19 protein-coding genes are annotated in these 19,189 nt (G+C 60.7%); 7 read left to right on the plus strand and 12 right to left on the minus strand.

Translation table 11 applies throughout. The features are described 5' to 3' along the window. Positions 1 to 12 precede the first annotated feature (12 nt). From FHS54_RS03165 to FHS54_RS03185, 5 genes are all read left to right on the plus strand, one after another. Positions 13 to 1,254 (plus strand): SAM-dependent methyltransferase, encoded by a 1,242-nt coding sequence (locus FHS54_RS03165; protein ID WP_167302321.1) that lies wholly within the window; start codon positions 13 to 15, stop codon positions 1,252 to 1,254. 112 nt (positions 1,255 to 1,366) lie between these two features. Further along, entirely contained in the window at positions 1,367 to 1,669 is a 303-nt protein-coding gene (locus FHS54_RS03170) for a hypothetical protein (protein ID WP_167302682.1), read from the plus strand. 140 nt (positions 1,670 to 1,809) lie between these two features. Continuing rightward, entirely contained in the window at positions 1,810 to 2,232 is a 423-nt protein-coding gene (locus FHS54_RS03175) for a DUF350 domain-containing protein (RefSeq protein WP_167302322.1), read from the plus strand. Between the two features lie 3 nt (positions 2,233 to 2,235). After that, a complete protein-coding gene (locus tag FHS54_RS03180; RefSeq protein WP_167302323.1) occupies positions 2,236 to 3,093 on the plus strand; it encodes a trypsin-like peptidase domain-containing protein in 858 nt (285 codons plus the stop codon). 29 nt (positions 3,094 to 3,122) lie between these two features. Continuing rightward, complete coding sequence (locus FHS54_RS03185; RefSeq protein ID WP_167302324.1) at positions 3,123 to 3,392, plus strand: DUF3297 family protein; 270 nt, start codon at positions 3,123 to 3,125, stop codon at positions 3,390 to 3,392. Between the two features lie 65 nt (positions 3,393 to 3,457). Here the strand turns inward: FHS54_RS03185 and FHS54_RS03190 are convergent, their stop codons facing one another. The 4 genes from FHS54_RS03190 to FHS54_RS03205 all read right to left on the minus strand — a co-directional run bounded on the left by FHS54_RS03190 (position 3,458) and on the right by FHS54_RS03205 (position 6,492). Next, entirely contained in the window at positions 3,458 to 4,153 is a 696-nt protein-coding gene (locus FHS54_RS03190; protein ID WP_167302325.1) for a CHAP domain-containing protein, read from the minus strand. Positions 4,154 to 4,232: 79 nt separating this feature from the next. Next, positions 4,233 to 4,760 (minus strand): CHAP domain-containing protein, encoded by a 528-nt coding sequence (locus FHS54_RS03195; RefSeq protein ID WP_167302326.1) that lies wholly within the window; start codon positions 4,758 to 4,760, stop codon positions 4,233 to 4,235. Positions 4,761 to 4,850: 90 nt separating this feature from the next. Then, positions 4,851 to 5,933 carry a DNA replication/repair protein RecF gene (recF, locus tag FHS54_RS03200; RefSeq protein WP_167302327.1) on the minus strand — a complete coding sequence of 361 codons (1,083 nt, stop codon included), beginning with the start codon at positions 5,931 to 5,933 and terminating at the stop codon, positions 4,851 to 4,853. Between the two features lie 40 nt (positions 5,934 to 5,973). Then, positions 5,974 to 6,492 (minus strand): hypothetical protein, encoded by a 519-nt coding sequence (locus tag FHS54_RS03205; RefSeq protein WP_167302328.1) that lies wholly within the window; start codon positions 6,490 to 6,492, stop codon positions 5,974 to 5,976. 153 nt (positions 6,493 to 6,645) lie between these two features. Between FHS54_RS03205 and FHS54_RS03210 the strand changes: the two genes are divergently transcribed. Further along, positions 6,646 to 7,182 (plus strand): peroxiredoxin, encoded by a 537-nt coding sequence (locus FHS54_RS03210; RefSeq protein WP_167302329.1) that lies wholly within the window; start codon positions 6,646 to 6,648, stop codon positions 7,180 to 7,182. A gap of 30 nt (positions 7,183 to 7,212) precedes the next feature. On the opposite strand, the gene FHS54_RS03215 is transcribed toward FHS54_RS03210, so the two are convergent. The 6 genes from FHS54_RS03215 to FHS54_RS03240 all read right to left on the minus strand — a co-directional run bounded on the left by FHS54_RS03215 (position 7,213) and on the right by FHS54_RS03240 (position 13,463). After that, the gene (locus tag FHS54_RS03215; protein ID WP_167302330.1) at positions 7,213 to 8,133 is read right to left on the minus strand and encodes a dienelactone hydrolase family protein; all 921 of its coding nucleotides are present in this window, start codon (positions 8,131 to 8,133) and stop codon (positions 7,213 to 7,215) included. A 66-nt stretch (positions 8,134 to 8,199) separates the two neighbouring features. Beyond that, a complete protein-coding gene (locus FHS54_RS03220; protein WP_167302331.1) occupies positions 8,200 to 8,586 on the minus strand; it encodes a gamma-glutamylcyclotransferase family protein in 387 nt (128 codons plus the stop codon). Between the two features lie 321 nt (positions 8,587 to 8,907). Continuing rightward, positions 8,908 to 9,648, minus strand: coding sequence for a DUF72 domain-containing protein (locus tag FHS54_RS03225; RefSeq protein WP_167302332.1), 741 nt, complete (start codon positions 9,646 to 9,648; stop codon positions 8,908 to 8,910). A 94-nt stretch (positions 9,649 to 9,742) separates the two neighbouring features. Further along, a complete protein-coding gene (locus tag FHS54_RS03230; protein ID WP_167302333.1) occupies positions 9,743 to 10,414 on the minus strand; it encodes a TetR/AcrR family transcriptional regulator in 672 nt (223 codons plus the stop codon). 258 nt (positions 10,415 to 10,672) lie between these two features. After that, the gene (locus FHS54_RS03235) at positions 10,673 to 11,977 is read right to left on the minus strand and encodes an NtaA/DmoA family FMN-dependent monooxygenase (RefSeq protein ID WP_167302334.1); all 1,305 of its coding nucleotides are present in this window, start codon (positions 11,975 to 11,977) and stop codon (positions 10,673 to 10,675) included. Between the two features lie 211 nt (positions 11,978 to 12,188). Continuing rightward, positions 12,189 to 13,463 carry an MFS transporter gene (locus tag FHS54_RS03240; RefSeq protein ID WP_167302335.1) on the minus strand — a complete coding sequence of 425 codons (1,275 nt, stop codon included), beginning with the start codon at positions 13,461 to 13,463 and terminating at the stop codon, positions 12,189 to 12,191. Positions 13,464 to 13,673: 210 nt separating this feature from the next. On the opposite strand from FHS54_RS03240, the gene FHS54_RS03245 reads away from it, so the two are divergent. After that, complete coding sequence (locus tag FHS54_RS03245) at positions 13,674 to 14,255, plus strand: nitroreductase family protein (RefSeq protein ID WP_341785926.1); 582 nt, start codon at positions 13,674 to 13,676, stop codon at positions 14,253 to 14,255. Between the two features lie 313 nt (positions 14,256 to 14,568). On the opposite strand, the gene FHS54_RS03250 is transcribed toward FHS54_RS03245, so the two are convergent. Then, on the minus strand, positions 14,569 to 16,983 hold the full coding sequence (locus tag FHS54_RS03250; RefSeq protein WP_167302336.1) for a TonB-dependent receptor domain-containing protein: 2,415 nt from the start codon (positions 16,981 to 16,983) through the stop codon (positions 14,569 to 14,571). Positions 16,984 to 17,504: 521 nt separating this feature from the next. After that, positions 17,505 to 18,809: an NtaA/DmoA family FMN-dependent monooxygenase gene (locus FHS54_RS03255; RefSeq protein ID WP_167302337.1), complete on the minus strand. Its 1,305-nt coding sequence runs from the start codon at positions 18,807 to 18,809 to the stop codon at positions 17,505 to 17,507. Positions 18,810 to 19,189: the final 380 nt, after the last annotated feature.

The following is a 19,189-nucleotide window of genomic DNA, read 5'->3' on the forward strand; positions in this document are numbered from 1 at the left end:
AGTCTGGCCCGCATGAAAATATTTGATCGCGTCATCAATCGGTTGGTCACACGCGGCCAGTTGACCATCATCTATCATAACGGTCGCAAGGTGACGGTCGGCACGCCAGACCCGGCCTTTCCTTCGCTTGCGTTGAAGTTCCGGGACGCGCGGGTGCCCTTCGACATTGTGCGCGATCCACGCCTAGGCATGGCGGAGGCCTATATTGACGGACGGGTCGCCATAGAGGGCGGCGGCATCATGGAACTCATCTCCCTCATTCGCGCCAACAATGCCTGGGAAAGCGGTCGGTCGATCAGTGACAAAGGTCCAATGAAGCGCGCCTTCCGGGCGGTGCGCCAATCGCTTTGGCGCGCCAATCATCGGGCGCGCTCGAAAAGCAATGTCGCGCATCATTACGACCTGTCCGGCGCGCTCTATGCCTTGTTTCTGGATCGCGACCGCCAATATAGTTGCGCCTACTGGCCCGACGCCGACAATGATGCAGGCATCAGCCTGGAACAGGCGCAGGAGGACAAGAAGGCGCATATCGCCGCCAAGCTGCTGCTGAAGCCAGGCATGAAGGTGCTGGACATAGGATGCGGCTGGGGCGGCATGGCGCTGTATCTTCACCGCACCTGCGGCGTGGATGTCACCGGCATCACCCTGTCTGAAGAACAGCTGAAGGTCGCCCGCCAGCGCGCCGAGGAAGCTGGGGTGGCGGACCATGTGCGTTTCGAGCTGATCGACTATCGCGACATGACTGGCCCGTTCGACCGCATCGTGTCGGTCGGCATGTTCGAACATGTCGGCACGGCGCATTACCGTGCCTTCTTCAACAAGTGCCGACAGCTTTTGACCCCGGATGGCGTGATGCTGATCCATACGATCGGTCGGGTCGATGGTCCCGGCATCACCGACGCCTTCACCCAGAAATATATATTCCCTGGCGGCTATATCCCCGCTTTGTCGGAGATGATCCGGGGTAGCGAGGGCACGCGGTTGATGGTCACCGATGTCGAGGTGCTACGCCTGCACTATGGCCTCACCATCCGTGAATGGTATCAGCGCACCATGGCGCACCGGGATGACATTATCGCCCTCTATGATGAACGCTTCTTCCGCCTCTGGACCTTCTATCTGGCCGGGGCGGCGACGGTATTTGAGCATGGCAGCATGGTGAATTATCAGGTTCAATATGTCCGCGACCGCCGCACCTTGCCGATCACCCGCGACTATATGAACGACGCGGAAAGCACGCTTCGGGCGACCTGATTTCCCTGAACAGCCGCTGACAGGATCGTTCCCGGACGGTTCAGTCGGGCGGATGCATCTTCAATCCCGTGGCCCCGCTCGCGAGCGGCGGATAGATGCGAGGAGAGAAATGATGAAACTGTTCTGGAAAGGCGCGGTGGCGGTAGGGCTGGCGATCACGACCCTGGGCGCTACGGCGGCCCCCGTGCAGGCGCAACATTACCGCGGTGGCTATGATCACCGGGATTACCGGGACTGGCGCGGTGACCGCTATGGCGACCGTCGGTGGGACAATCGCCGCGACTGGCGGGATAATCGGCGCCACTGGCGTGACGACCGGCGCGGCTATTACCGGCATTATCGCCAGCGTTGCTGGACGGAATGGCGTTACAATCCCTATCGCGACCGCAACGTGCGCGTGCGGATCTGCCGGTAATTGGCATTCCTTTTGAGGACCCGTTGGAGCGCGCATCGTGGCAAGTCTCACGATGCGCGCCTCCCTCATCAGTGCCCATTTGGGACGAGACGATCCCGCGGTGATTGAACCTGATGGCGGGTTGCGGCATTTTGCCTTGCATGACAGATCCGATGCCCGTTGTTCAAAGCCTGCTCTCCGGGCTCCCCATCTTCCTGCTGCACCTGGCATCCGCCACCGTCGCATGGCTCGCCGCCCTGGCACTCTATATGTGGATTACGCCGCACGATGAGTTCGCCCTGATCCGCGCGGGCAACCAGGCAGCCGCGATCTCTCTTGGAGGGGCGGCAATCGGCCTGGCTCTTCCGCTCGCTCTGTGCCTGGCGGGGTCGATCAACGTCTGGGACATATTGATCTGGGGCAGCGTGACGCTCATTCTTCAACTGATCTCCTTTCGCTTCGTCGATTTCCTGTTGGGGTCGCTGTCCGCCCGGATCGAAGCCGATGAACGGTCCGCCGCCATCTTTCTGGCGATGATGAAGATCGCCATCGCCTGCCTGACCGCTGCGGCGGTTGCGGGCTGAATCGTGGCGGGGCGTGGCATTGGCTGCCTACCGCTCATTCTGGGGGGCATTTTGGCGCTCGCCTGGATAGGCGAAGTCACGCATGCCCCGCCGCTTCAGGTGGAAACATTCGATCCCCGGTCGCCCCGACGCCCAATGCCGCAATGGAGCGACGAGGCGTTCGTCATCGAAGATTCGCCCGACGCGCCGGGCGACAGCATGGGCACGGCGTTCGCAATCGACCGGGACGGCACCTGGCTGACCGCCGAACATGTCACCCGCGATTGTTCGCGCATCGGCCTGCAGGAAGGCGAGGTCGCCCGCCCCGTGTCCCGTATTGTCCAAAGCCGGGAGGCCGACGCCGCTCTGGTGCGGGACGGTCTTCCCAGCGACGATGCGCTGCCTTTGTCGGATCGGGTGCCCGCCGCTGGATCAGCCGGCTTCCACATGGGCTTTCCTGCCGGACGACCGACGCTGGTCGTATCGGAACTGATAGGCGCGGCCTCCGCGCGGCGCGGGCGGAGTGAAGAGACGGAGCCGGTATTGGCATGGGCAGAAGTGGGGCGCTTTCCGGCGGGCGATCATATGCTGTCAGGCATCAGCGGCGGACCAGTATTTGCGGAGGACGGTCATGTCGTGGGCGTCAACAGCGCGGCCACCGGCCGACGCGGTCGGATATTGACGACGGCCCCCGACGCGATGATCAGGCTGGTCGTGGCTAGCCAAGCTGTCGACGATCGACCGGTCGCTTATCCCTTCGCTGGCCTCGCCGATGCGGAGGCGCGCTTTGCCGCCTGGCTGGAACAGGGCGTGATCCGTCGCATCTTCTGCGATGTCGATGAAGGGGCTCGACGGTTGACGACAGCCGTGCCGAACGGCTAGGCCGCGCGAAACACAGGATTGACACGATCATGAGCGACACGCCTCCCGACCGCCTCTCCACCAACCCGCGCAGCCCCCATTTCGACATGGAACAGCTGCAGCGCGGCGTTGGCATCCGTTTCAAAGACCGGGTGCGCACCGATGTGGAGGAATATTGCATTTCCGAAGGCTGGGTCCGTGTCGCCGCCGGAAAAACCCGTGACCGCCATGGCCAACCGCTGACGATCAAGCTGTCGGGACCTGTTGAAGCCTGGTTCGAACAGCCTGCAGATGACGGCGAGGACAAGCCCGCGGAATAAGCGGCGGCGCTGCCTGTGGAAAAAGGGCATGCTCCCGTCCAGGAGCATGCCGGGCCGGATCTGCGTCAGCGCAGCCGGGCGTCCCGCTTCACGTCAGCAATAATATCCGCCAGCGACCTGGCCGAAGGCGTAGCTTCGGCAAAACGCATTGCGCGCATATCTAGGTTTAGCCGGGGCGCGGGCCTGGCGGCCCTTTGCAATGTCGCGACTTGCTGCGTCGCTGCGTCGGTCGTCTTTTCCATCATGTCGGCATCAGCGGTGGCCAGGCGCACACTGGTTCCCAGCGCCGGGTCCGGCTCAAAGGGCCGCAGCCGGGATGTTGCCGAGTAGATGAAGCCGAAGGTCGGGTTCGTACGCGCGCCCATCGTCTGCGTCGGACTGTGCCAGACCCGCACCTGGCTCCAGTCGCCTTCTTCCGACACATCGATCACGGGAACATCTTCCTCGATCGCGCCGGGGACAGACCAGTTGGCATGACGGATGAGCAGGCGGCGATCGTCCAGCACCTTGCTGACTACCGCGACATGACCCAGCGTCATCGGTCCCATCGGACGGAATGTCAGCACCGCCCCGCGTCGCGGCGCATGACCGCGCTGGTAACGACTGGCTGCCTGATCCCACCAGGTCAGGGCATCGCCGCGAATATTCACCCCCGACACGATACGGGCGTAAGGCACGCATTGCAGAGCAGATGCACCAAGCGCAGGCGTGGTGATCCAGCCAGCCAGCAGCATGGCTGCCCCGCGAGCAATTCGAAACATAAATGCGACCTCGATAAATCGAAGAATCGCCCCACCGCGAATGAAACTATCCGGCGGTCCTTAGAAAATGATTAATGGGTCAGAAAGCACGCCCAGCGGCGGCCCCGTCAGAGGCGGAGGCCATGGCAATCTGCACCTTGTCCGATGCAGGGGCCTGATGCGGGTAGATGAAACCCTTGGCCGGATTGGAGCGTGTGCCCAGGCCACCGATGGGACCATACCAGACGCGCACGTCGGTCCAGTCATTGTTCGGCGAAACGTCGACGGCGCGAACATCGCGTTCAATACCGCCGCGATAGGACCAATTGGCGTGGGTCAGCAGCACTTCGCGGTCGCTGACCACCTGGCTGACCATGGCAACATGACCGACCGGCATGGCCCGGCTTGCTGAAAAGGCCAGCACGGCACCGACACGGGGCTCATTGCCGCGATCATAGCGCCCTGCGGCCTGGCCCCACCAGGTCTGCGCATTGCCGTAAAGTTCGATGCCGGAAATCTGACGGGCATACGGCACGCACTGCAGCACACCGGCGGCAGCGGGGGTGGCGATCAGCGCGCCCAGAACAAGCGTCCACGCTGCAACGAGCGCCCGAAAACCGCTGACCATGGAAGAAATGCCCCCGAATTCTTGATCTTATCGACCCCGGCTTCTTTGTGCAGATGAACGGCGAGTTGAGAAGTGCCGCGCGACGAACGGTTACGAGCGCGGGTTAACCTGCGGAACCCCGACGCGACCTGCACATACGCTGAACCGCGTCGCAGAAGACAAGTCACTGAAAAGGCTGTCTTCTGTTCCAGTCATCCAGACCTGCCCTCCGGTCATCGCCAGCCGGTCGAACAATGCAGTTCGTCTCATCGGGTCGAGATGGGCCGCCACTTCGTCGAGCAACAGCACTGGCGGCTGTCCCCGCCGCGCAGCAACCAGGGCAGCATGGGCAAGCAGGATCGACAGGAGCAGAGCCTTCTGCTCGCCAGTCGAACATAGAGCCGCCGCCTGCCCCTTTGCCGCGTGAACCACGGCCAGGTCGTTCCGGTGCGGGCCTGACAATGTTCGCCCGGCAGCGGCGTCGCGCCGCCGCTCCCGCGCTAGTCGGGATGCGAGCGGCTCTTCTGCGCGATCCTCTTGCGCGATCTCCAGCACCGGGCGGGCAAAGGGTTGATCCGGTTGGGCCGCCAGTTCGGCGCTTAGCCGATCGACCAGGTCCGCCCGCGCGCCGCCCAGCGCCGCGCCATGTTCGTCCATCTGCGCTTCCAACGCCGCCAGCCAGGCGGGGTCCGCCGCCGGGAGATTGGTCAGCAACCGATTGCGCGCGCGCATCGCGGCTTCATACCGGGCGCTGTGGACGGCATGGCCCGGATGCAACGCTAGCGTCAGCCGGTCCAGAAAGCGCCGTCGCCCGCCCGGACTATCCATGAACAGCCGGTCCATCGCCGGGGTCAGCCATACTATGGCAAGGTGATCGGCCAAGGCGTTGGCGGATGATGCCACCCCCCCGATCCGCACCTGTCGCCGGTCCGGCGCGCCGGGCGCAACGCCGGTTCCCAACATCACGCCGTCGACTTCAGCGGCGATGCCGAAGCTGCCGGGGCCACCCTGCCGCGTCATGTCCCGCAACGCCGCGCCGCGCAGGCCACGTCCGGGGGCCAGCATGGAAACGGCTTCCAATATATTGGTCTTGCCCGCGCCATTTTCGCCGGTGAGGACGATGAAGGCGTGATCGGGCACGATCAGCGCATCCGCATGGTTGCGGAAATCGCTCAAGGTCAAACGGCCGATCATCGGCCCGCTCTAGCCGTCGCGGGACGAAACGGAAAGCGGTTCAGCAACGCTTGCGCGTCACCGCTGCTCCATCATTGATGACAGTGAGCTCGCGACCGCTGGCGGAGGGCCGCAGTTCGACCCTTTTGGTCCAACTGTCGCCTTCGCCCGTGAAGGCGGCATCGACCCGGATGCGACCGCCCGGCCCGGTTGTCACCCCCGTGACCGCGCCGACACTTTCGTGAAAGATCAGGCTCTTGGGCGTCACCGTCAGCTCCATATCGGACGATCGGTCGCCGCAGACATCATTAAGCCCCGTCCAACGCCCCTGCAAAGCCACCGGGATCGTGCCCGCGACCGAAGCGCCATTTGGCGGGCCCGTCTGCGCACTGGCGCTTGCATTGCGTGCCGGGTCGGCGGCATCGTCCGGCTCCAGGCTTTCATCATCGACAGGCGACAGGTTGCGGACATCATAGGTCGATTGCTCTTCCACGATATTGGTCGACATGCGGGGCTTGCCGTCGTCCTCTTGATCGCAGGCAGCGAGCAGCAGCAGCGGCAGGGCAATGAACAGGCGCATCCGTAATGAACCTGCGATGGGGCGGACGGTTCCGGCGGCGGGGCGGACCCTATGCGCCCCTCGCCCGTTGGGCGCTTGCATGGGATGCCGCTTGCGGTCATCAACGGTGCGATAAGATGGTTCCACGGCCTGTGGCATAGCTGGAGAAAGCCGATGAGCAAATGGATGATGATGGCCCTGGGGCTGGCCGTAGCGACAATCGGGTCGAGTGGAGCCATGGCAGCGCTCGCCGTGGGGGCCAAGGCACCCGATTTCACCACGCGCGGCGCGCTGGCGGGCAAACCCTTTACGCTGACACTGTCGCATCAGCTGAAGCGTGGGCCGGTCGTGCTCTATTTCTTTCCCAAGGCATTCACCCCCGGATGTTCGGCCGAAGCGCGGGAATTCGCCCAGCATATCGACGATTTCAAAAAGGCTGGCGCAACGGTGATCGGCATGTCAACCGACACGGTTGATGACCTTGTCGCCTTTTCTACCAAGGAATGCGCGGGCAAGTTCGCAGTCGCATCCGCCGGACCAGCCATCGTGTCGGGCTATGACGTGGCGCTGAAGATGCGGCCCAGCATCACCGACCGCACCTCCTACGTCATTGCGCCCACCGGTCGCATCGCCTTCGTTCACAGCGAAATGAACTATAGCGGCCATGTAAAAGCCATGCTGGCTGCCGTGCAGGCGATGCAGGCAAAATAGGCTGGCCGTGTGGGCCGCGGGTCAGCGGCCTCAGGCCGGTTGGCCACGCTTCACATAACGCCCAAACCAGTCGAGGGTCGCGCTCCACGCAGCTTTGGCCGCCGCCTCATTATAACTGGGCCGGTAATCCGCCATGAAGCCATGATCGGCTTGCGGGTAAAGGGTGATTTCATCTGGCGGCGATTTGCCGGCAGCCTGAAGCGCCGCCCTCATCGCTTCGACATCGGCCACCGGAATACCCTTGTCGAGTGCGCCATATTGGCCAAGCACCGGCGCTTTGAGCGCAGCCGCCTGGTCGATCACGCGCAGCGGCTGCAGCGCCGTCTGATCACTGACCAGCCGCCCGTAAAAGGCGACCCCCGCGTCCAGTGCGACGCTATGCGCCGCATAGAGCCACACGATCCGCCCGCCCCAGCAGAAGCCCGTAATGCCCCGGCGGCTCGCGTCGCCGCCATGCAATCCCGCCCAATCATAGGTGGCGTCGATGTCGGACAGCACCTGTTCGTCGGGTGCCTTGGCAACGATCATGTCGATCAACTGCTTGAAATCAGCAATCTTCGTCGCGTCGCCGTGACGGGCGAACAAGTCCGGGGCGACCGCATGATAGCCCTGCGTCGCAAAGCGGCGGCATATGTCGCGAATCCATTCGTGCACGCCGAAAATTTCATGCACGACGCAGATCACCGGCGCGTTTTTCGCCGCTGCGGGGCGCGCGCAGAAGGCGGGCATCGCAAAGCCGTCACGGGTCGGGATCGACACCTGCTCTTCCTTCAGCCCTTCGCCCGATGTCTGCACCGCGCTGCTCGACACGGGACGGCAGGCGGCGGCGAAACCTGCTGCAAAAGCACCGGAGGCGAGCAGCTTGCGGCGATCAAGGCCGGTGGACCCGATCCAGTTGCGGTCGTCGGGTAGGCGTTCGGGAATGGGCTGATCCTTGGTCTCGATCGTCATCGCGCTGCCTCCAAAGACATGCCCCTGCCCGCAGCCTACCCATTCAAATCGCAAGCGCAAGCCGCGTCAGCGCAGGAAATCGCCGCTCTCGATCAACTCCAGCCCGCTGACATCCCAGCTATAGACATAAATCCACGCATCGACAGGGCCGCTTTCGGAGAGCACTGTCAGCCGTTCACGGCAATATTCGTGGGGCGCGGGAAAATGGGCCGCGCATTCTTCATGCTCGTCCAGCCGGTCCAGAACAGCCGGGTCGTCGGGCAACAGAAACAGGTCACCCACGACAAGCCCCGACGGGCAGTGCACGAATCCGGGGTAATCCTCAACATGGTAGAGCCTGCCCTGGGCCGTCGCGGGGCCCACATGGGACGCCACAGATGCCAGCCATTTCGCCATCGGACCGTCAAAGCCCGCACGCAAGGTTCCGTAGACGAAAAGCAGTTGATGGGACATGGATTTTCCCATTGATCAAGATCAGCAGGCAATAAAAAAGCCGCCCTGGCATGATCCCGGGCGGCCTTTTTTAGCTCCCTTATGACAAGGGAGAGAGATTGAGCGATAATCGCTTAGGCAAAGAGAACCGAGTAGAAGGTCAGCATCTGCGCGCCGACTGCAACCATCAGCGCAACGCCCTGAACAGTATGTCGCATGTGTTTGTTTCCTGCATTCCATTTTGTTTTTTTGCCTCTCGGCGAGCGGGCCTATGCGCCAGACGTCGATTCGTAACAATCGCAAAGACCGCGTTCGCAGTTGCAGCAAATGCAACAGCCCCTGTTACCTCAATGCAACGATCAGCGCCTCGGCAGCGGCGGGCGCGCGCACCTTCGCGCCGCTAATGAAGAAGGCGAACACATCTCCCTTGGCCGACTGTTCGCGCGCCATGCTGGCCCAGGCCGCGATCTCTTCGGCTGTATAGCCGGTCGGCTCGTCGTCGCGCGTGCGCATCAACCGATGGTAGCTAAACCCGACATCATGCCCCTTGATCGCCGGATAATCATCATGATCGGCAAACACGACCGCCGCGCCTACATTCTGCGCTAGCGCTAGGAAAGCCGGATCGTCGAAGCTTTCATGCCGCACTTCCAGCGCATGTCGCAGCGCTACGCCCCCCACATGCGTGGGAAGCAGCTTCAGAAATGCGGCAAAATCGTCCACGTCGAATTGCTTCGTGGGCATGAATTGCCAGAGGATCGGACCCAATCGATCACCCAATTCAACAATGCCCTGGTTGACGAATTTGGCGATCGATTCGCCCGCCTCACCCAGCACCCGGCGATTGGTGCAGAACCGCGACGCCTTGATCGCGAACTGAAATCCGTCCGGCACCGCCTTTGCCCAATTGGCGAAAGTGGCGGGCTTTTGCGTGCCGTAATAGGTCGCATTGACTTCTGTCGCTGTCAGATGCTGGCCAACATAGGCAAGTTCATCCTTCTGTCGCAGCCCATCGGGATAAAAGACGCCGCGCCATGGTTCGAACGTCCATCCGCCGATGCCGACTCTTATCCGTCCCGCCATATCCGCGCCTTCCTGTCATTCATTCCTGGCTGGCAACGATGATCGGCGTCAGAGAAAAGCGTCCATCGCCATGATGCCGCTGTCACGCCCCGCCCTATGATGAGAGCGCCTTGATCTCTTCGGGCGTGATGGTTTTGGCCAGGTTGACCAGTTGCTTGATTGCCATGGCCTTGACCTGCGGCATCATACCGGCCCAGGGCCTGCCATATCCCGCTATCACTGTTGATCCCTCAATTGTCGCGCTGATGTAGACGGAGACCATCTCCACGTCGGTAGGCGACAGGGCTGGATTGATTTCCGCGACATAGGAAGCGATCAGACGGTGTGTAAAATGGTACACCATCTCGACCCGCTCCGCGACAAATTCATTGTGATTGGCCATGGCCCACAATTCTGTGAACAGATGGGTCATTTTCTTTGTCTGGATTTCATCAAGGCTGCCCCCGATGACAATCGCGAGCGATTCATCGGCCGCCATCCCCGTGTCGCGGAGATAATTTCTGACCTCTCCCTCACTTGGGCTCAGTAGTTCATCCAGAAGAACCTGGACCAGCATTTCCTTACGTGGGAAATGACGGCTGACATTACCGACCTTCAATCCACATTCCGAAGCGATCCGGCGAAGGGTGAAGGCCGATGCGCCTTCTTCTATAAGAACGTGCAACGCAGCCCGCAGGATGGCATCGACCGTGTCGGAGCCGCGAGAATATATGCCGGGTCGGGACGGAGCGGCGAGCTTCGCCTTATGCGCCTGTTGATTGATCATAATTCTCCGTAGCGGTGATTTGAACCGTTGAATAGTTCTGCACGCCGTCCGCGTCGGCATCAGACATGATCATTCACGGTTCAAATTTCCAAACTGCCGATGAAGTAATTGCAGGCAACAGCGTGATGGTTGCAGGAACAGAGTTTTTCGGGACTGTTCCGCGACCACGACCGCCATAGACCGGACAGGCGCTGACCTGACCCCGGTCGACCATGGCCAGGCCCCGACGACTATGACGTCGTCGGGGCCATGACGCCGTTAAAACTCGCGCAGGATTTCGCGGAATGTGGTGCCGGTATATTCTGTCCGAACCGCGCCGGCCTTTTGCAAAGCGGGAATAACGCCGTTGACCAGCTCGGGCAGCTGGCGATTATAGCCCGATCCTTCAATCAGGAAGCCGTCGCCGCCGACTTCATCCATGACCGCCATCATCTTTTCAGCGACCTGCTCGACCGTGCCGCTGAAGTCCATTCCGCTGGCGCCCTGGCCCATGGAAAACAGGTCACGGATGGATTTGCCTTCTTCCCGACCCGCCTTTTTCATGTGATCGAGAGCGCTGGTATGACCCCCTGCGACGATGTCCTGCGGCACCGGGGCGTCGAGATCATAGAGCGAAAAGTCCACGTCCAGCGAAGATGAAGCCATGACGATATTATGTTCGAAAGACGCCTGCTTTTCAGCTTCGGTCATTTCCTGCTTCTCAACTCCTTCGGGAAGGATGTTGACCGGCGTCAGAAAGAAGACCTTGATATCGTCTGGGTTGCGGCCCTGCGCTTCGGCGCGCCGCCGGATATCCTCGCGATAGGCTTTCATCCCGGGTACGCCGCCGGTCATCATGCCCAGAACGACTTCCGCATTTTTGGACGAGAATTCGCGACCGCGTTCGGACGCACCAGCCTGACACAGAACAGGGTAGCCCTGCGGCGACCGCACGGTGTTCAACGGGCCGCGCGAGCGGAAATGCTTACCTTCAAAATTGATGGTGTGAACCTTGGTATGGTCGACATACACACCAGTTTCAGGGTTAGCGACCAGCGCGCCTTCTTCCCATGAATCCCACAGCCTCTTGGCCAGTTCGACATATTCATCCGCTATGTCATAGCGGACCGTGGGAGGCAGCAGCTTGTCCATGCCGAAATTCAGAGCCGCGTTCTTCTCACTGGACGTGACCATGTTCCAGCCAACGCGCCCGCCGGTCAGGGAATCGACCGTAGAAAGCAAACGGGCCAGCAGATAGGGCGGGTAGAATGTGGTGGAGGCGGTGGCGACCAATCCGATGTGCGACGTCTCCTGCGCCATGACTGGCAGCAACGGAATGGGGTCCAGCTTGGGGGCCAGCGTCGCGTTCTTCAGATCGAGCTCCATGGAGCCGGCATATCTGTCACCGACGATCAACGTGTCTTCGAAAAAGACGAAATCGAACTTTGCCGCTTCCAGCATCTTGGCAAGTTCCTTGTGGTAGGAACCGTCGATCCAGTCCGACCCGAATTCCTTGCCGTCACCCGGCCATGACGTGGCCCCGAACTTCGTGAAATAGCCGAGGTGGAATTTCGTGCGCGCCATGTCATGAACCTCTCTTACTGAAATAGTCAATTTTCGTCGTTGGAACCAAATCGCTGCCTGAATGGCGAGGAAACAGCCTGATCCCTACACCTCGCCAACATGCCCCCGGCGGCTCTTCCCGCCCCACACCAATACTTGACAATCATCAAAAATTGTCAAGTGCGGGATGGCAGGCCAGACCCAAAATCATCCGTCGCACACGGTCGATGCCTCAGGCGGACCTTGCCGATGACAAAAGGGCGTCGGACATCTCCAGATCGGGCTCTCCCTTTCGCGCCAGATGCCAACTGATGCCGAAAAACGTTACGGCGGCGATCAGACAGGCTGATACGAGTCCAGCAAATACGGGTTCAAAGCTACCAAAGGCATCATGAAGCCATCCTGCAGCAGGGGACATGGAAAATGAAAACGGCAATGTCATGACCCCCAACAGGCCCAGGACCTTGGGCAGTGCATCTACGCCATATACCTGGACGACCAACGCGCTGATCGGCGGAAAAACGGACGCGCCGCAAAGCCCGATGAGGAAGGCTGAAACCGTCAAGGCGGGTAACCATCCTGTAAACGCCATGATTATCCAGGCAGCCGCGAATCCCACGCCCGCAAGTCCAAGCGTCTTCGCTGAGCCCACGCGGTCGCAGGCATAGCCCGCCAGCAAAGAACCCAATATGCTGGACACGCCTGAAACGGAAAGCAGCACCGCGCCTGTCTCCAACGAAACGCCATATCCTTCTACCACAGGCAGCATATGGGCCGAACCGGTAATAGCCGTTCCGTTTAGAATGCCGTCGCCCAGGACAATCAGCCAGAAAAGCGCTCCGCCCATGATGACGATGTGCGGGCCGCCCAAGGCCACGCCATCGACCGGGCCTTGCTCATCCACGGCTTCCGGGGGGGGCTCCATCACACCCAGCATCAGCGGTAGCAACAGGAGATGCAGGGCAGCGAGCAGCAGGAAAAAGACCGTCAAACCATAATTCTGGATAACGCTTACCCCCACCAGCGGGATAACGGTGACCAATATGGGAAGATAGGCGATCCCCATCACCCGCCCGCGCGCGTGGGGATACCAGGCACCTGCCAGAACCGCGGGCGGCAAGGCTGCGAACAAGGCGGCGCCCGGCCCGATCAAAAGGCCGCATACCGCCAGCGCGATGGGCATGTTAGGCGCAAAGGCCAGCGCGGCATATCCAATCAGGGAGGTCAGGACGCCGGTGGACATCACGCGCCGAAGTCCCCACCGCGCAATCAGGCCGGCGATCAACGGGCCAAGCGCCGTCATGGTCAAGACGATAAGGGACAATGCCATCGCGGCCGATCCCAAAGACGCATCATAACGATCCTGCAGAGCCAGGACACTGACACCCAACCCGCCGAACGCACATCCCGTCCCGACATTCTGCGCTAGCGTCGCCCGAAGAAGCATGCCACCACCGCGGCCTCCCAAACCAATGCCACGTGTTTCCATGCTCACATCTTCTGTCATGCACTCACCGTCTTTTCGACCGGCGGAGTATATACCCCACCCCGTCCAATTGCGTCCAGGAAAACGGAAAGCGCGTTACCTTTGTGAGCACGCCGCTTCCCCCGAAGTCGACGACAACTGTTGACAGCAGACAACCTTTAGTCAAGCCCCTCATCTCAGCGGGGCCAAAGCAGCCCCTATCGTCAATTTTTTTCATGGAAGGACCGATCAGTGACGACCAACAGGCAGACCGACACCGCTCTCAATCCCCTTTTTCTCCATCGTTGGTCGCCGCGCGCATTTGATGGGTCCGTCATGTCGGCTGAGGATCTGCGCACCATATTCGACGCAGCACGTTGGGCGCCATCATCCTTCAATTATCAGCCGTGGCGCTTTTTGTACGCGACCCGCGACGATGCTGCGAACTGGTCCCGCTTCGTCGACCTTCTGATGCCTTTCAACGCCCTTTGGGCCAAGGAAGCATCCGTCCTTGTCTTTATCGTGAGCGAAACGACAATGGGCGCGCCGGACAAGCCGAGCCACTCGCACAGTTTCGACACAGGAGCCGCCTGGGCAGGCATGGCGCTTCAGGCGCACCTGCTCGGCTATCACACTCACGGTATGGCTGGGATTGAGATGGACAAGACCCGGACCGAACTTGGCGTTCCCGACGGGTTCCGCATCGAAGCGGCGATCGCGATCGGCCGCATGGGCGACCCCGCCGCCTTGCCTGAAAAGTTGCAGGAACGCGAAGTGCCAAGCGGACGCAAATCTTTGGACGAGATCGCCTATCCCGGTAATTTCCGGGGCTGATCCCCAATCCGTGACACGATAAACGATGAGGGGCGGCGCTCTCCGCGCCGCCCTCATTCCCCCTGGCATCGCGCAACGTCGGCGGCTTAGACGTCGCGGACAAGCGCTTTTTCTAGAACGTCTGCCTCACTTAAACCGATTAGCATCTGGTACACCGGCGCGGTTCAGCGAATCAGCAGTCACATTTGCTTTGCGGGTATCTGCTGCTTGCACTCGGCGTTGGTCTCGCCGGACCCGTTCCTCGAAAAAAAAGGGGACCCAGCCATGGCTGAGCCCCCTGTTCGATCAAGCTATGTTCGAACCATATCCGCCTTTAGAAGGTGTAGCGGGCGCGAACGCCGTACATCCTCGGCTCACCATAGATGGTCGAATGATAGAGATAGGTGTTGTACAAGTTCGGATTGCCGATCCGGTAAAGATTATTGGTCAGGTTTGTCGCGTAAAGACCCAGATCCAGGTTGCTGTTCGCGACCTTGCGCCAATCAATCGACAGGCTAAGCGTGCCGAAAGCTTCCAGCTTCTCGCCCGGCTCTGTTCCAGGTAGCGCCGTCGCCGCCGTATGCTGCGAAGATGTGTGGGAATAGCTCACGAACATCGCGAGCGTCCCCAGATCATTGGCGAGCGGCTGTTCAGCCGATACATGGAAGCTGTATGTGTAGGGTGCGACGCCGGTGAAGGGCACGCAACCCAGATCGACCGTCCCACCCGGCGCAACGAGGCCGCCACTGCAATCCGCCGCCGGCAGATTGGTCGTATATTCATAGCTCTTATATTTGGCGTCGGTGTAGCTGAAGTTGCCGCCAATCTCGACGCCGCGGAACGGTCGTATCGACGCCTCGACCTCGACACCCTGAACGCGCGCCACGGCTCCCAGAATTTGAGCGCCCAGCAACGCACCGTTTACGTCGGGTGCGGCGCGCTGGATGTTCTTATAGTCGAGATAATAGTAGCTGACGTTCAGGAGGCTGCCCATTCCGGCAAGGTTGAAGTCGGACTTGAAGCCACCTTCATAAGAAGTGACCTTTTCCGGCTGGAACGTCCGCGTGTTTTCAAAGACTGCGTTGGTATTGATGCCACCTGCCTTATAGCCACGGCTGATCTTGCCGTAGAGCAGAAGGTCGGGAGACACCCGGTAATCGATACCCGCGGTCCAGGTCGGCGCGCCGGTCTTGAGTCGGGCGTTGAACTGACACTGGGTGGCGTCGGTCACCACCGTGCCATCCGAACAGGCGAAACTGCCGGGCGTTGCGGTGAGAGGTGTAAAGTAGGCGGCGTTTCCGCTGATAGTGTCCCACGTATAGCGATATCCGCCGGTGATCTTCAGGCCATCGAGGCTGGGTGCGAACGCGCCGAAATCCAATGTGGCCTGACCATAGAGCGCCTTCGACTTGGTCGTGATCGCATAGGTCAAACGCTGCGAGTCACAAAAGCCGGTGAACGCGGCGGGGCAGAAGCCATAGACCGATGCCCCCTGCGAACCGGTGGGTCGCTGATCAAACAGGAAACCGCCAACCGTAAAGTTCAGCTTGTCGTCAAGCAGTTTGCCCTGAAGCTGCAGTTCCTCGGTTATCGTGCGGAAACGATCGCGCGGGATCGTCGGCGCGGGCGGGAGATATTCGACCGGCGTTCCGTCGCCCGGCAGCGTCACCTGTCCCGAAGCCGGGAACCGGCGCGCGTCATACTCGTCCTGCTGGAAGATCGACGCATCATTGTCCACCGCGAAGCGCGTCTGGAAACGCTGATAGCTGATGATGTTGCGCAGCGTCAGGCTGTCGTTCAGATCCAGCGCGGACGTGTTGGTGATGCCCCACGTCTTCGTCTTCTGGTAGGTGTCGGTGCTGTAGGCCGTCTTGCGGGGGCCGCGTGCGTCCGCCTCTGCTGCGGCGGCACGGTAGACGTCGCAGGACACGATCGCGCCCGGAATGGTCGGCCCTTCTTGGCAGAAAGGAAATGGGTTCCCACTGGCATCTACGACCGCCTTCAACCCCTCGATATTGAAACCGCGATTGACCTGACCAGTGCCGTTGTTGCTGGAATAGGCGCCATAGGCCATCGTATAGTTTTCGAACGTCTCGGTGGGCCGAAGCGTCAAGCCGACACGCCCGGAATACCAGTGAAGGTCATCCCGGTCCTTGTTCCAGACGACATCGTGGGTAAAGCCGTCCCGATCCTGATACGCACCGGTGACGCGCAGCAGAACTTTATCATCTACGATGGGCACGTTCACCGCCCCCTCGAACTCGCGATTGTCATAGGCACCGATCTTGGCCTGGACATAGCCGCCAAAATCCGCCGTCGGCTTTTGCGGTACGAGCAGCACCGCACCGCCCGTGGTGTTACGACCAAACAGCGTTCCCTGCGGGCCGTTCAGAATCTGCATGCTCTGAAGATCGACGAAATTGCCGGGGCCGCCCTGCTGGTTCACCGAGATCGGAGACGGAAGCGGAACTTCGTTCAGATAGACCACGACACCCGGCGACGCCTGCAAGGTAGCGCCCTGGCCGCGGATCGTGAAGGACTGCGCCTCGCGCGAACCCTGGCCGCTCGTCCCGACGGTGAGCGAGGGCACGGCACCTTGGAGATCCTGGGACTGTGTAATCCCCTGCTGCTGCAGACGGTCGGAGGAAAAGGCGGTGATCGAAATCGGAACGTCCTGGGCGCGCTCCTCCCGGCGCTGCGCGGTGACCACGATGTCGGAGGAACTATTGGCAGCCGCTGCGGGTGGCACGCTGGGTTCTGCTGACGTTTGCGCAATCGCCCCGCTTGCCAACATCAAAGCTGACGATGCTGTTGCACAGAAAAGCCCTGTTCGAACGGCCGTAGCCTGCAAATGCACCATAGTTTTCCCCTCTAGGTTACAGGAATGCGTGTCCTTCTACGGACACCCTGATCTTGATCATGTTGCGACCGACTTCTTGGCAATTATACGGATGTGCAGCAGCATTATCGCACCACATTACATTAGCGCAGCGAGGATTATCGCAAACCGATCGGCCCTCGCCGTTCCCGTATTAGAGCTTCTGACCCTAATAGTTGACGTTCTTCAATCATTGTCAAGGCCTTTCCAGTTGGCAATGAATGATCCAGGTTCGTCATCCTGCCCGACGCGCACATCCCAGCCCCGTCGATTGCTGCCCGCCCTTCCATAAACGCGGCTCCAAAAGCCAGGGACATGGCGCGCTTCCGACCCACAAAAAAGGGGGCGCGCCCGCTGGCCCGCCCCCTTTTAAGTTTGATCTGCTCTACGGCTTAGAACTCCCGAAGCACCTCGCGGAACGTGGTGCCTTCATAATCGGTACGCACCGCACCTGCACGCTGGAGCGCAGGAACCAAACCATCGACGAGATCGGGCAACTGGTGGTTGAAGCCGACACCCTCCAGCAGGAAGCCGTCACCGCCAATCTCATCCATCATTTCCATCAGCTTGTCGGCAACCTCTTCGGCAGTGCCGCTGATGTCCATGCCGCTGCTGCCCTTACCAGCGGAGAACATTTGCCGCAGCGTCGTTCCATGCTCGCGGCCCGCTTTCTTCATATGCTCGAGCGCGCTGGTATGCCCGCCGGCGGTGATATCCTGCGGCACCGGCGAATCGAGATCGTAAAGCGAGAAATCGACGTCGAGCGATGACGATGCCATCACGATGTTATGCTCAAATGCCGCCTGCTTCTGCGCTTCCGTCATCTCCGGCTTCTTGCCGCCTTCGGGCAGGATGGTCACAGGCGTGAGGAACATGACCTTCACATCATCGGGATTGCGGCCAAAGCCTTCTGCGCGGCGGCGAATATCTTCGCGATACGCCTTCATCCCGGCGACGCCGCCCGTCATCAGCCCCAACACCACTTCGGCGTTCTTCGCCGAGAAGTCACGCCCGCGCTCGGACGCACCCGCCTGACACATGACCGGACGCCCCTGCGGCGAACGCAGGCTGTTCAGCGGCCCACGCGAGCGGAAATGTTCGCCAACGAAGTCGATCTTGTGAACCTTCGTATGATCGACATAGACCCCAGTCTCGGTATTGGCGACGAGTGCGCCCTCCTCCCACGAGTCCCAAAGCTGGTTGGTCAATTCGACATATTCTTCGGCCACATCATAACGCTCCGCAGGCGACAGCAATTTCTCCAGGCCGAAATTGGCGGCGGCATTCTGTTCACTCGAAGTCACCATGTTCCACCCGGCCCGGCCGCGAGTCAGCGAGTCCACCGTCGAGAACAAGCGCGCGAGGAGATAGGGTGGGTAGAAAGTGGTCGAGGCGGTGGCGATCAGCCCGATATGCGACGTCCCATGCGCCATCAGCGGCAGTAGTGGAATCGGATCGTTCTTGGGAGCCAGCGTGGCATTTTTGAGGTCCAGTTCCATCGAGCCGCCATAGCGATCCCCAACGATCAGCGTGTCCTCGAACAGGACGAAGTCGAACTTCGCCCGCTCCAGCATCTTCGCCAACTCGATATGATAGGTGCCGTCAGCCCATTCCGAACCGAATTCCTTGCCATCACCGGGCCATGCTGTTGCGCCGAACTTGGTAAAATAGCCGAGATGAAACTTGACGTGCGCCATAAATCTACCCTTCCTGTTACCGAAGCACTCGATCCTCGCGCCCCAGCGCGCCCGTTGATCGATGCCATTCCGCTTTGCCCTGATTGAACCCGGCCAATCGTTTGAGATTAAGCCAGCTCAGGAGCGCCCTCCGTATCGGCGAGCATCTCCCGATAGACTCGTGGCATGCGTTTCAGGCCCGCCATTTCCGGCCAGACGACGTCTACTGCTCACTTGGCCATTCTGGATCACTGCAGAAGCGCAATGTTGACATTCCTCAACCTTTGTCAAGCCCGGTTTGATGGCGATCCGGATAATATGGGATTCATGCTTACATGGCTGAACACTCAGCATATCGCCCGTCGGAAAAGGGTTCGCAGCTCCCTCCCTCGAGATTACAC

This window comes from Sphingobium vermicomposti (genome assembly GCF_011762025.1).
In the GTDB taxonomy this organism is placed as follows: Bacteria; Pseudomonadota; Alphaproteobacteria; order Sphingomonadales; family Sphingomonadaceae; genus Sphingobium; species Sphingobium vermicomposti.